This is a genomic window from Streptomyces sp. ICC1, assembly GCF_003287935.1.
Classification (GTDB): Bacteria; Actinomycetota; Actinomycetes; order Streptomycetales; family Streptomycetaceae; genus Streptomyces; species Streptomyces tritrimontium.
In genome coordinates, this window is the sequence record NZ_CP030287.1 from 5,782,526 (window position 1) to 5,795,143 (window position 12,618).

Here is a 12,618-nt window from a genome sequence, read left to right on the forward strand (position 1 = left end):
GGGCGGATCCGCGACACCGCCAGAGCCCGAAGAGGTGCAGGTCAGGCCCGGGATGGAGGCCGATCCGGAGACGCTCACGGACTTGCGGAACCACCACGTCCGTGAGACCGCCGTCACATGCGCCACGGCCGTCTTCGCCCCGGAACAGCGCCGCCCCCGGCCGCACTCCCACCGTGAAGACGGTCCGCACCGGCTTCTGGTTGCCTGCACTGGCGATCGAATCGCCGGATACACCACAAGCAGCGTGTTCCGGCCAAAGCGGACCAGGGCCGTGTCACCTCTCCGAGTGAGGGTTTGGCATATCCCTGCGGCACGCGCAGATGGCGCTCGACCATCGGGGGGTCGCTTGTGCGGTCCGGCCGGCGACGCCCACACTTGAGGAGGAGGTGCTGCACCCATGACCGCTCTCGCCCACGAGACCACAGAGACCGCCACACCCCCTTCAGATTTGGACGAGGCCCTGTGGCTCGCATGGCAGGCCGCAGTCGAGAAACTCCCCGAGGGCTTCCGCGCCGAGATCATCGAGGGGTCCATCGAAGTGTCACCAACCGGTCGCTACTCCCACGGTGAGACCGTGAACGAACTGCGGGACACCCTCGTGGTCTTCCTGGCAGCCGGCGGCTACGCCGCCCGTCAGGACATGAACGTCATCCACGGCCGCAAAGTCTGGATCCCGGACCTGTTCATCGCTCCGAAGGGCACGCAAGAACACGTCACCGAGGACGGCATCGGCATCAAGGCCTCGGCCGTAGAGCTCGTCGTCGAGGTGGTCTCCCCCGGGCGCGACTGCATCTCCCGCGACCGAGTCCGCAAGCGCCGGGCCTACGCCCACGCCGGGATCCCGGTCTACATCCTGATCGACGATTTCGACGACGGCGGCACCGTCACCGTGCTGACCTCGCCCGACCCCGAGAAGGCCGTCTACGAAGACGAGGTTCGGGCCGCGTACGGGACCTCCGTCACGATTCCGGCCGGACCCGCCAAGGGGTTCGCCATCGGCGAGGACATCACGGGGCCGGGCCGGGGCGGCGGGTAGCGACCTCGGGGCAGGCGCGGCAGGCCGCGGGGCCCGACTGGGCCCACCACGTACACGCCGGGCGGAGGTGGCAGGACGGGACGGAGGTCCCGGCGGGTGCGGACGCCGCCAGGCGGGTGGCCAGGGTGCAGGTCTCGCCCGCGCGGTTCAGGCAGTGCGGGACGCAGTGGGAGGCCAGGCGCAGCAGGCGGCGCGGTTCGGTGCCGGGCGGGAGTCCGGCCAGGGCCTCGGCCGCCGGGCGCGGGGCCGGGAGGTAGACCGGGGGTCCGTCGAGGCCTTCGCGGACCGCCAGGACCACCGACTCCGCCGCGTACGCCGAGCCGCTCGGGCACCAGAGGGTCCGGGGGCCGGACCCGTCGCCGCTAGCCAAACTGCAGCGAGCGCTTCGACAGGCCCATCCAGAAGCCCGAGACCGGGGTGGACGCCGTCGAGAGCTCGGATTCGGCCGCGCCCAGGGTGACGAACAGCGGGGCGAAGTGCTCCGTGCGCGGGTGGGCCAGGCGGCCCGCCGGGGACTTGGCCTCGAAGTCCAGGAGGGAGTCCACGTCGCCGGCGGCCAGCGCCTCGTGGCCCCACGCGTCGAACTCCGCGGACCAGCCGGGGACGCCCGGGCCGGTGTGCCGCAGGGCGGCGAGGTTGTGGGTGAAGAAGCCGCTGCCCACGATCAGGACGCCTTCGTCGCGCAGCGGGGCGAGCTTGCGGCCGATCTCCATCAGGCGGCGCGGGTCCAGGGTCGGCATGGAGATCTGGAGCACCGGTATGTCGGCCGCCGGGAACATCTCCACCAGCGGGACGTACGCGCCGTGGTCCAGGCCCCGGTCGGGGATGTCCTGGACCGGGGTGCCGGGGGCCTTCAGGAGCTTTCGTACCGCCGCGGCCAGCTCGGGGGCGCCCGGAGCCCCGTAGCGGACCTGGTAGTAGTGCTCGGGGAAGCCCCAGAAGTCGTAGACGAGCGGGACGGGCTCCGTGGCGCCGAGGGCGAGCGGGGCCTCCTCCCAGTGGGCGGAGACCATCAGGATCGCCCGGGGGCGGGGCAGGTCCGCGGACCAGGCGGCCAGCTCGCCGGGCCACACCGGGTCGTCGGCCAGCGGCGGGGCTCCGTGGCTCAGGTACAGCGCCGGCATCGTCATCGGGAGCTCCAGAGGTGTTCGGGCGGTCCGCCGGGAAAAGACTAACCCCGCGTCGTTCAAATTTGAACAACGCGGGGCCATCAGTCATTCCCGCACCCGGGAGGACCCGGGATCCGGCCGGGTCAGTGGGCGATCACCGGAACCTTCAGGTCGGCCTCGCCGTCCGCGCCCTCGGCGACCGGGCCGCCCGCACCCGGCTTGCCCGTGGTGATGAGGGTCAGGGCGATGAGCGAGCTGGCGACCAGGATGCCGACGGCCCACCAGATCGCGGAGGCGTAGCCCTCCACCATGGCCTGGGCCTGGATCAGCTGCCCGGCCGGGCCGCCCGCCGCGGCCTCGGCCGCGTGGTCGGTCAGGTACGCGGTCGTCGCCGAGGCGGCGATCGTGTTCAGCAGGGCGGTGCCGATCGCGCCGCCCACCTGCTGCGAGGTGTTGACCATCGCGGAGGCGACACCGGCGTCGGCCGGGTTCACCCCGTACGTGGCCAGGGACATGGCGGGCATGAACGCGGTGCCCATGCCGAGGCCCAGCAGCAGCTGCGCCGGCAGGATCAGCGCCGGGTAGGAGGAGCCGACCTCGAGCTGCGTCAGCAGCAGCATGCCGCCGGCGGCGACCATGAAGCCGGGGCCCATCAGCAGGCGCGGCGGAACCCGCGTCATCAGGCGGGCGCCGATCTGGGTGGAGCCGGCGATCATGCCCACGATCATCGGGAGGAAGGCGAAGCCGGTCTTGACGGGCGAGAAGCCCTTCACGACCTGCAGGTAGTACGTGAGGAAGAGGAACAGGCCGAACATCGAGATGACGGCGAGGCCCAGCGAGAGGTAGACACCGCCGCGGTTGCGCTCCAGCAGCACGCGCAGCGGCAGCAGCGGGTGGGTCGTACGGGACTCGACGAGGACGAACGAGGCGAGCAGCACCACGGAGGCGACGAACATGCCCACGGTCAGGCCGTCCGACCAGCCGGCCGACTCGGCGCGGGTGAAGCCGTAGACCAGGGCGACCAGGCCGGTCGTGGACAGGAGCACGCCGGGGATGTCGAGCGGCGCGCGGTTACGGCCGCCGGCCGGCTCGCGGATGATCATCCAGGCGCCGACCGCGGCGACGATCGCGAACGGGATGTTGACGAAGAACGTCCAGCGCCAGTTGAGGTACTCGGTGAGGAAGCCGCCGAGGATCAGGCCCACGGCGCCACCGCCGCCGGCGATCGCACCGTAGATGCCGAAGGCCTTGGCGCGCTCCTTGGCGTCGGTGAACATGACGGCCAGCAGCGAGAGCGCGGCCGGCGCGAGCAGCGCGCCGAAGAGGCCCTGGAGGGCGCGGGCGCCCAGCATCATGGCCTCGCCCTGGGCGGCGCCGCCGAGCGCGGAGGCCAGGGCGAAGCCGATGAGGCCGACGATGAAGGCGTTCTTGCGGCCCCACTTGTCGGCGATGCGGCCGCCGAAGAGGAGCAGTCCGCCGAAGGCCAGCGCGTACGCGGTGATGACCCACTGGCGGTTGCCGTCCGAGATGCCGAGGTCGGTCTGGGCGGACGGCAGGGCGATGTTCACGATGGTGGCGTCGAGGACGACCATCAGCTGCGCCAGGGCTATGAAGACCAGGGCCTTCCAGCGGCTGGGGTCGGCGGCGGCAGCCAGCGGCGGATTCGCGGCTGTTTTGGACATGGGGATACCCACTTCGCGGTGCGTGATGACTGAAATGAATCAGGAAAGGTATTTTGGGCGGTTTGCGACGCTACCGGGTGCGCCCCGGGGCGTCACATGGTTTTCCGCCTCAGGTCCTCCAGCGTGGTCGGCGCGCCCGGCAGTTCGGAGCGTGCCGGAGCCCTCAAGCCGTCGAGGAACAGCTGCAGATGGCGGTGGACGAAGAGGTCGGTGTCGAAGCAGGCGGTGCCCGGGAGGGGGCGGCTCAGCTGGGACAGGGCGATCATCAGGTCGCCGACCCCGATGTCCGTGCGCAGCAGCCCGCAGGACTGGCCGGCGCCGAGCAGGGTGTCGACGGCCTCTTCCAAGGCCGTGCGGGCGGCGAGCAGTTCGGGGTGCTCACGGTCGAAGTCGCCGGAGAGCATGGGGCACAGGGCGCCGATCCGCTCGTCCGCCGCACCGTGCGTGAAGCGGCACAGGGCGGCGAAGGCGTCCGGCTCCTGGGACAGGGCGTCCTCGGCGAGCGCCGTCACCCGGTCCATCACGAAGAGCACGACGTGGTGGACGAGCGTGGGCCGGTCGGGGAAGTGCCGGTAGAGCGTGGCGTTGCCGACGCCGGCCCGGCGGGCGATCTCGTCGAGGGGTGCGGCGGAGCCGAACTCCACGAGCGCCTCGCGCGCCGCGGTCAGGATGCGCTCCCGGTTGCGCACGGCGTCGGCCCGCGGGCGGGGCACCTTGGCCGGAGCCTTGGTCCGAGCCGGGGCCTGAGCCGGGGCCGGGGCCGGGGCGGCGGCCTCGGACCCGGAGGGGCGGGGCGGCGAGGGGGCGGGCGGGGGGGAGGGAAGGCCACGCTGCTGGTCGACGTCGCGGCGAAGGCGGCCAGCGACGGGCACCGCACGCTGTACGTCACGGGCGAGGGGTCGGCGAGCCAGGTGCGGCTGCGGGCCGACCGGATCAACGCGCTCAGCGACCACCTCTACCTCGCCGCCGAGACCGACCTCTCCGCCGTACTCGGGCACCTCGACGCGGTGAAGCCCTCGCTGCTGCCCCGACGGGGGCGCTGCCGTGGACACCGCCGGGGACTCCGCCGGTGAAACGCTCCTGCGGGCTTTGCGCGGCTCCGGGTTCGACGCCGGCGTGGTCAGCGCCCGCCCCACCGACCTGCTGCGCCGGCGCCGCCGGACCCGGGCCGGCTGGACCGCCGCGGCCGCGCTGGTCCTGGCGGCCGGGGTGCTCGCGGCCGACGGGTCGGCGCCGCGCCCCGAGGCGACCCCGGCGGCCGGACCCGCCGCCGCGGGGGCGCTGGACCCGGCCCGGCTGGTCCGCGTCCCCGCCGAGGCGTGGGCCGACACCGCCCGCGTCGACTTCAGCGCCTGGCCCGCGCGCGGCGGGCGCACCGCCGACCGGGGCCTGCTCGCCCGCGCCCTGGCGGCCTGGGCCGCCCGGCCGCGCGAGGTGGCGGTGACGGCCGCGCCGGGCACGGCGACCGGTCCGCCGGGGCACGCGCCGCAGCTCCTGTACGCGGGGAACGTGGCCGGGCGGGCGGTGGTGGTGCTCCTCGACGGGGACCGGGTGGTCCGCTACGGCGAATCCGCGGACGGGCCGCGCGGCCGGGAGCTCGCGTTCGCCCGTACCGACGAGGCCAACGTGACCACCGCCGCCGCTCTGGCGCTGAGCCGGTCCGCCGACGGCGGAGCCGGGGGCACGGTCCGCTACCTGCTCGCGCCCTGGATCGCGCAGGCGGCCACCCGCGACCTCCTGCGGGCCGGTGAGGAGGCCCGGCCGCTGGCCGTCGCCGCCGACGGGGTCACCGAGGAGGCCGCCGTACCGCGCACCGACGGGCCCGGCGCCCCCGACGGCCCCGACGGCGTCGAGGCCTCCGGCGCGGCGTGCGGGGCCTGGCCCGCGCTGGAGCTCACCTCCTCGCCCCGGATCGTCGAGGAGCACGCCTTCGTCCTCGCCGACCTGGGCGCGCTGACCCCCGTGCACCTGACGTACACGCCGCTGCCCGACGGCCCGGGGGCGGTGCCCGCGCGCCAGCCGCGCGAGGCCACCGGCCCCGCCGCGCGGGCGGCGTGGGCGCCGGTGGCCTGCCGGTTGCGGGAGCTGCGCGGCGGCGGGGTGCGGGCCGTCAACATCTGGGAGTTCGCCGGCACCGAACTCCCCGACGGCGCGGGCCGGGCGGTCTGGTCCTGCACCAGGGCCTCCGGCTGGGCCGGCCCGGGCGACGTCCTGGTCCAGCTGCGGCCGCCCGCCGGACCCCCGCAGGACGTGGCGCGCTCCCGCGGGACCGCGGCGTGCGGACGCTTCGGGCAGCACCTGCTCGCGGGCACCCGGTGGCGTTCGCCGGCCGGCCGCTGGTACGTACTGGCGGCCGGCAGCCGCGAGGTCGCCGCGATCACCGCGGACGGGGCCGCCCGGGGCGAGGCGGCCGGCCGCGCCCTGGCCCTGCCCGTCGCCGGTCCGCAGGGCGGCGCGGTCGTCCTGACGGGCAGGCTGGCGAGCGGCGTCAAGATCACCGCCATCGACGGCGGTGCGGGCGGCCGGGACTGACCGGCGGTCACGAACGGCCGGCCCGGCGGTCACGAACGGTCGGCCAGGCCGCCACGAACGGTCGGCCAGGCGGTCACGAACGGTCGGCCCGGCGGCCGCGCCGCGGCCCCGCCGCACCCGCCGGCCCCGGCCGCCCGCCGTGGACGGCGGTCGGGCGCCTCTTCGCCCCGCTGTACCATGGCCGCAGCGCGAGGGCCGTGACGGAGAGGTCACAGCCCTCGCTTTTGCGTTGCACGCACGCCCGTCCACCCCGAAGAAATGCGGCGCGTGGCGTTTGGGCGGTTCGATACGATGAACCGCACGTCACGTCGTACCGGCATATATGAAATGGAGCATCCGAGGATGGCTCGACACCTGATCACCAGCGCGCTTCCCTACATCAACGGGATCAAGCACCTGGGCAACATGGTCGGGTCGATGCTTCCGGCGGATGTGTACTCCCGGTACCTCCGCCAGCGCGGCCACGACGTCCTCTACATCTGCGCCACCGACGAGCACGGCACCCCCGCCGAGCTCGCCGCCAAGGCGGCCGGCATCTCGGTCTCCGAGTTCTGCGCGCAGGCCCACGACGCCCAGAAGGCGGTCTACGACGGCTTCGAGCTGTCCTTCGACTACTTCGGCCGCAGCTCGTCCGCGCAGAACGCCGAGATCACCCAGCACTTCGCGCGCCGCCTCCAGGAGAACGGCTTCATCGAGGAGCGCGCGATCCGGCAGGTCTACTCGCCGGTCGACGGCCGCTTCCTGCCGGACCGCTACGTCGAGGGCACCTGCCCGCACTGCGGCTACGACAAGGCCCGCGGCGACCAGTGCGAGAACTGCACCCGCGTCCTGGACCCCACGGACCTGATCGAGCCCCGCTCGGCCATCTCCGGCTCCACCGAGCTCGAGGTCCGCGAGACCAAGCACCTCTTCCTCCTCCAGTCCGCGCTCCAGCACGAGGTCGAGGCCTGGGTCGCCGAGCACGAGGAGGAGTGGCCGCAGCTGGCGTCCTCCATCGCCCGCAAGTGGCTGACCGAGGGCCTGCACGACCGCGCCATCACGCGCGACCTCGACTGGGGCGTCCCGGTCCCGGCCGACACGTGGCCCGAGCTGGCCGCCGACGGCAAGGTCTTCTACGTCTGGTTCGACGCCCCGATCGAGTACATCGCGGCCACCAAGGAGTGGTCGGACGCCGACCCGGCGAACCGCGACTACAAGTCCTGGTGGTACGAGGCCGAGGACGTCCGCTACACCCAGTTCATGGCCAAGGACAACGTCCCGTTCCACACGGTGATGTTCCCCGCCACCGAGCTCGGGATCCGCGAGCCGTGGAAGATGGTCGACTACGTCAAGGCCTTCAACTGGCTCACGTACTACGGCGGCAAGTTCTCCACCTCGCAGAAGCGCGGCGTCTTCACCGACCAGGCCCTGGAGATCCTGCCGGCCGACTACTGGCGCTACTTCCTCATCGCCAACGCGCCCGAGTCCGACGACTCGTCCTTCACGTGGGAGCACTTCACCTCCACGGTGAACAAGGACCTCGCCGACACCCTCGGCAACTTCGTCAACCGCGTGCTCTCCTTCTCGCGCAAGCGCTTCGGCGACGACGTCCCGGCGGGCAACGCCGCCGGCGAGGCCGAGGCCAAGCTCGGCACGCAGATCGCCGAACTGCTGGCCGAGTACGAGGGCCACATGGACACCCTCCAGTACCGCAAGGCGGCCGCCGCGCTGCGCGCCCTGTGGTCGGCCGGCAACTCCTACCTGGAGGAGAAGGCCCCCTGGCTGGAGATCAAGACCGACCCCGAGGGCGCGGCGCTCACGCTGCGCACCGCGATGAACCTCATCCACCTCTACTCGGTGGTCTCCGAGCCGTTCATCCCGGCCTCGGCGCGCGCCATGCGCTCGGCGTTCACGCTCGCCGACGACACGGCGGCGTGGATCACCCCGGAGCAGGCCGCGTCCCTCGACGCGGTGCCGGCGGGCACGCCGTTCACGGTGCCGCCGGTGCTCTTCGCGAAGATCACCGAAGAGGACCTGGACTCGTACAAGGAGCGGTTCGGCGGCAACCCGGACGCCTGAGCCCTCCCGACAGCGAACCGAAGCAGGGGCGCGACCCTCCGGGGCCGCGCCCCTGCGGCGTACCCGGGCGCCGCGGCGTACCGGGGGCCCGCGCGCCCGGGTCGCTCACATCGCCGCGCCCAGGGCCAGGAACCCGCAGATCAGCACGAAGAGGATGGCGAGCAGCGGCCAGACGAAGCGCAAGTACTTGTCGTAGCCGACCTTGGCCAGCGCGACACCGCCGATGGTCACGGCGGTGGTCGGGACCCAGAGGTTCATCCAGCCGCTCGCCGACTGCCAGGCCGTCACCATCAGCGCCCGCGAGACGCCCGCGAAGTCGGCGAGCGGGGCCAGGATCGGCATGGTGAGGGTGGCGTGCCCGGACGTGGAGGGGATCAGGAAGGCGAGCGGCAGGTTCACCAGGAACACGATGATCGCGAAGACTCCGGACGAAGTCCCCTTCACCACGCCCTCGATGGAGTGGAGCACGGTGTCGGTGATCTTCGAGTTGTTCATGATGACCGTGACTCCGCGCGCCAGCATGATGACCAGGGCCGGGGAGATGAAGTCCGCGGCGCCCTGGATGATCGTGGAGCTGAGCTTGGCCTCGCCCATCCGGGCCACCAGCCCGATGAGCACGGCCGCGCAGATGAACAGCGCGGCGAGCTGGGCGAAGGACCAGTCCAGCTCCCAGGCGTAGGGGGCCGCGTCCGCGTCGCCGGTGAGCGCCCCGGCCCAGGGCACCACCGAGAAGATCATGAAGGCGAAGACGAGGACCAGCAGCACCAGCACCGTCTTGTGCAGGCCCGTCAGCTCCGGCTCCGCCTCCTCGTCGCCGGTGGCCTTCTGCTCCCGGTCGCCGGGCAGGAACCCGCAGATGGACTTGGCCGGATCCTTCTGGACCCGCCGCGCGTAGCGGATCACGTAGAGGACGGTCACCGTGGTCAGCACGATCCACATCAGGAAGCGCAGCCCGATCCCGTCGCCGAGCGAGATGCCGGCCGCCGAGGAGGCCACGCCGGTCGCGAACGGGTTCACGGTGGAGCAGAGCACGCCGATGCCCGCGCCGAGGATGGCGGCGCCGACGGCGACGAGCCGGTCGTAGCCGAGGGCCAGCATCATCGGCACCAGCAGGCCGTAGAACCCGAGGGTCTCCTCGGCGAAGCCCTCCACGGTGCCGAGCACGGAGAAGACCACCATCACGGCGGCGATCAGCAGCGCCCCGCGGTCGCGCAGCCGGTGGGCGAGACGGGCGATGCCGCGGTCGAGGGCGCCGGTGGCGAAGACGACGGTGATGAACGCGCCGATGGCGAGGACGAAGAGGAAGACGCCCGCGCTGCCGTAGAGGTCTCCGCTGAAGGTGGGCCCGACCTGGCCGGTCTTGGGGTCCTGGAGGCCGTAGAGCCCGTTCACCGGGGACAGGAACAGGTCGTTCAGCCGGTCGGTGAAGCTCTGGGTGCCCTCGACCCGGTGGTAGGTGCCGGCGACCGGGGCGCCGCTGTCGTCGCGGTCGTACTGGCCGGCCGGGACGAGGAAGGCCAGCAGCCAGATCGCGACCGTGACGATGGCCAGGATGGTCAGGGCGCTGGGGAAGGAGAACTTCCGCGCCGGCGGCGGCTCCTCCTCTGGGGCGGGAGCCGCGGGAGCCGGGGTCGGCGCGGTCACGGTGCGCCTCCGGCGTCCACCGGGTCCCGGGGCGCGGCACGGAAGTCGGCCGCGTACTCCCGGACGAAGGCGGCCATCGCCACCACCGTGTTGCGCAGCTCGGACAGCAGCACCCGCTCGTTCGGCGCGTGCAGGTTGCACATGCTGTCCTGCGCGCCGAAGAGGAGCACCTCCGCGCCCGGAGCGGCCTGCGCGAGGCCGTTCACCAGCGGGATGGAGCCGCCCGTGGCGACGTACGAGGCCTGCGTGCCCCAGGCCTCCTTGAGCGCGGTCAGCGCCGCCCGGTACGCCGGCCCGCCCGTCCGCGCCTCGAAGCCGGGGCCGGTGTCGCCCGGGGTGACGGTGAGCGGGATGCCGAAGGGGCGCTGCGCGCGCAGGTGTTCCACCAGGGCGGCACGGGCCTCCTTCGGATCCTGGTGCGGATGGAAGCGGAGGTTCAGCTTGGCCCGCGCGTAGGGGACCACCGCGGAGGCGGCCCCGGCCACGTCGGGGGCGTCGAGCCCGATGACGGTGACGGCGGGCCCGCTCCACAGCCGTTCGCCCAGCGAGCCGGTGCCGATCAGCGGCAGGCCGTCCTGGACGGAGGCGAGGTCGCGGAACTCCTCCTCGGTGTAGGTCGTTCCCTCCCAGGGATCGCGGCGCAGTCCGGGCACCGCCACGTCGCCGTGCTCGTCGTGCAGGGTGGACAGCGCCCGGAGCAGGGCCAGCAGGGCGTCCGGGGCGGCTCCGCCGAACTCCCCGCTGTGGCGTGCCTCCGCGAGCGTGCGCACCTCCACCGTGACCTCGCAGGCCCCGCGCAGGCCGGTGGTCAGGGTCGGGGTGCCGGGCCGCAGGTTCCCGAGGTCGGCGATCACCATCGCGTCGCACGCGAACCGGTCCGGATCGCTCGGCGGGTAGTCGTCGAAGGGGCTGCCGTACTCCTCCTGCCCCTCGATCACCAGCTTGATCCCGACCGGCGGACGGCCGCCGTAGAGCCGCAGCATGCCGAGGTGCGCGATCACGTTCGACTTGTCGTCGGCGATGCCGCGGGCCCGCAGCGCGCCGGGGACACCGGGGACGGGCGTCGGCTCGAAGGGCGGGGAGAGCCACAGGGTGGGGTTCCCGGCGGGCTGGACGTCGTAGTGCGCGTAGAGCAGGACGGTCGGGGCGTCCGGGTGCGGCGGCGGGATCTCCCCGTAGATCACCGGGGCGGTGTCGGGGAGGTCGATCCGCTCGATGGTGGGGACGCCCGCCGCGCGCAGGAGGGAGACGACCAGGTCGTGCGCCTCCTCCACGGGCTCCGTCGGATAGCCGGGGAAGGCGACCGAGGGGATCGCCGCCAGCCGTTCCAGATCGGCCCGCAGGCCGTCCATCAGGACGTCGACCTGTTCTCCGAGGGTCTGCGAGCCGTCCGCTTCCACCTGCCACCGTCCCTCTGCTCCCCGGGTGACCCCGCTGAGCTGCGGGATCGGGTTCTCCGATCATCGGCTCGGGGGACGGCCCGCGCCGTGAGGGAATGGGCCGGACGGGTGAGCGGCCCGGGGGCACGATCTAGGATCGGCGGCATGAACCAGCACGGGCCCAAGGCCGAACTCGGCGACTTCCTGCGGTCCCGGCGGGCCCGGATCCGGCCGGAGGACGCGGGCCTGCGCTCCTTCGGGGGCCGCCGCCGGGTGCCGGGGCTGCGCCGCGAGGAGCTGGCCCAGCTCGCCGGGGTCAGCGCCGACTACTACACGCGCTTCGAGCAGGGCCGGGCCGAGAACGTCTCCGACGGGATCCTCGGCGCGGTCGTCGCCGCCCTGCGCCTGGACGCGGCCGAGGCGGCGCACCTGACCCGGCTGGTGCGCAACGCCGGGCCGGGCGGGGCCGCCGCCGCGCGGGCGCGGGGCCGGGAGGCCGATGAGGCGCAGGAGGTGCGGCCGGGGCTGCGCAGGCTGCTGGAGTCGATGCCCGGGACGCCCGCGTTCGTCCTGGGCCGGCGCACCGACATCCTCGCCTGGAACCCGCTCTTCGCGACGCTGATCACCGACTTCGCGGCGCTGGCGCCGGAGCGGCGCAACAAGGCGTGGCTGGTCTTCCTCCACCCGGAGGTGCGCGGACGGTTCGTCAACTGGGAGACCAAGGCGCGGGATCTGGTCGCCTACCTGCGCTTCGACCTCGGACGCCACCCCGGCGACCCGCGGTTCGCCGAGCTCATCGCCGAACTGGCGGAGCACAGCGCGGAGTTCACCCGACTGTGGGAGGAACGCGAGGTGGGGGAGAAGACCCACGGCGGCTACCACCTGCGCCACCCGCTGGTCGGCGAGCTCGCCCTCGCCTACGAGAGCCTCGTGCTCCCGGACGATCCGGACCAGACGCTGATCACCTACACGGCGGAGGCGGGATCGCCTTCGGACGCGGCCCTGCGGATCCTGGCGGGCGCCGCCGCGAACACGTCGGCCGCCGCGACCGGCGCGAGCGCCGCGCACACTTCGACCGGCGCGAGCGCCGACGCCCCGGCGGCTCCGGCGGCCCCGAGGGCCTAGACCGCGCGGGGCGGCCCGAATCGGGTCCCGGGTGGGGATCTTGACCTGTCTGC

General features: G+C 73.3%; 10 protein-coding genes and 2 pseudogenes. 6 read left to right on the forward strand and 6 right to left on the reverse strand.

The window, feature by feature from the left end; genetic code table 11:
* Window positions 1–52: 52 nt before the first annotated feature.
* A pseudogene (locus DRB96_RS45015) lies at window positions 53–259 on the forward strand (GNAT family N-acetyltransferase); the annotation flags it as partial.
* Between the two features lie 138 nt (window positions 260–397).
* The gene (locus DRB96_RS27170; RefSeq protein ID WP_112450827.1) at window positions 398–1,036 is read left to right on the forward strand and encodes a Uma2 family endonuclease; all 639 of its coding nucleotides are present in this window, start codon (window positions 398–400) and stop codon (window positions 1,034–1,036) included.
* Here DRB96_RS27170 and DRB96_RS27175 read toward each other — a convergent pair.
* From DRB96_RS27175 to DRB96_RS27190, 4 genes are all read right to left on the reverse strand, one after another.
* A complete protein-coding gene (locus DRB96_RS27175) occupies window positions 1,008–1,406 on the reverse strand; it encodes a hypothetical protein (RefSeq protein WP_162688792.1) in 399 nt (132 codons plus the stop codon). The two genes, DRB96_RS27170 and DRB96_RS27175, sit on opposite strands and share 29 nt — an antisense overlap.
* A complete protein-coding gene (locus DRB96_RS27180; RefSeq protein WP_112453738.1) occupies window positions 1,399–2,160 on the reverse strand; it encodes a class III extradiol ring-cleavage dioxygenase in 762 nt (253 codons plus the stop codon). The genes DRB96_RS27175 and DRB96_RS27180 overlap by 8 nt, the downstream gene beginning before the upstream one ends.
* A gap of 128 nt (window positions 2,161–2,288) precedes the next feature.
* Window positions 2,289–3,827, reverse strand: coding sequence for an MFS transporter (locus DRB96_RS27185; RefSeq protein WP_112450829.1), 1,539 nt, complete (start codon window positions 3,825–3,827; stop codon window positions 2,289–2,291).
* A 92-nt stretch (window positions 3,828–3,919) separates the two neighbouring features.
* Window positions 3,920–4,540, reverse strand: coding sequence for a TetR/AcrR family transcriptional regulator (locus tag DRB96_RS27190; RefSeq protein WP_239516888.1), 621 nt, complete (start codon window positions 4,538–4,540; stop codon window positions 3,920–3,922).
* Window positions 4,541–4,645: 105 nt separating this feature from the next.
* Here DRB96_RS27190 and DRB96_RS27195 point away from each other — a divergent pair.
* The 3 genes and pseudogenes from DRB96_RS27195 to metG all read left to right on the forward strand — a co-directional run.
* Window positions 4,646–4,852: pseudogene (locus tag DRB96_RS27195) on the forward strand (DNA repair protein RadA); the annotation flags it as partial.
* A 19-nt stretch (window positions 4,853–4,871) separates the two neighbouring features.
* Entirely contained in the window at window positions 4,872–6,359 is a 1,488-nt protein-coding gene (locus DRB96_RS27200) for a hypothetical protein (RefSeq protein ID WP_112450830.1), read from the forward strand.
* A gap of 342 nt (window positions 6,360–6,701) precedes the next feature.
* Window positions 6,702–8,417, forward strand: coding sequence for a methionine--tRNA ligase (gene metG, locus DRB96_RS27205; RefSeq protein WP_112450831.1), 1,716 nt, complete (start codon window positions 6,702–6,704; stop codon window positions 8,415–8,417).
* A 105-nt stretch (window positions 8,418–8,522) separates the two neighbouring features.
* Here the strand turns inward: metG and DRB96_RS27210 are convergent, their stop codons facing one another.
* Window positions 8,523–10,061, reverse strand: a complete 1,539-nt coding sequence (locus DRB96_RS27210; RefSeq protein WP_112450832.1) for a YfcC family protein — start codon at window positions 10,059–10,061, stop codon at window positions 8,523–8,525.
* Complete coding sequence (locus DRB96_RS27215) at window positions 10,058–11,461, reverse strand: M20/M25/M40 family metallo-hydrolase (protein ID WP_275432028.1); 1,404 nt, start codon at window positions 11,459–11,461, stop codon at window positions 10,058–10,060. Before DRB96_RS27215 ends, DRB96_RS27210 begins: the two co-directional genes overlap by 4 nt.
* Before the next feature lie 144 nt (window positions 11,462–11,605).
* Here DRB96_RS27215 and DRB96_RS27220 point away from each other — a divergent pair, with 144 nt between their 5' ends.
* Entirely contained in the window at window positions 11,606–12,565 is a 960-nt protein-coding gene (locus DRB96_RS27220; RefSeq protein ID WP_112450834.1) for a helix-turn-helix transcriptional regulator, read from the forward strand.
* The last annotated feature ends 53 nt before the right edge of the window (window positions 12,566–12,618 follow it).

Coding starts and splice junctions, on each gene's coding strand:
- DRB96_RS27170 (WP_112450827.1), top strand. CDS start 398: ATGACCGCTCTCGCCCACGAGACCACAGAGACCGCCACACCCCCTTCA.
- DRB96_RS27185 (WP_112450829.1), bottom strand. CDS start 3,827: ATGTCCAAAACAGCCGCGAATCCGCCGCTGGCTGCCGCCGCCGACCCC.
- metG (WP_112450831.1), top strand. CDS start 6,702: ATGGCTCGACACCTGATCACCAGCGCGCTTCCCTACATCAACGGGATC.
- DRB96_RS27220 (WP_112450834.1), top strand. CDS start 11,606: ATGAACCAGCACGGGCCCAAGGCCGAACTCGGCGACTTCCTGCGGTCC.
- DRB96_RS27180 (WP_112453738.1), bottom strand. CDS start 2,160: ATGCCGGCGCTGTACCTGAGCCACGGAGCCCCGCCGCTGGCCGACGAC.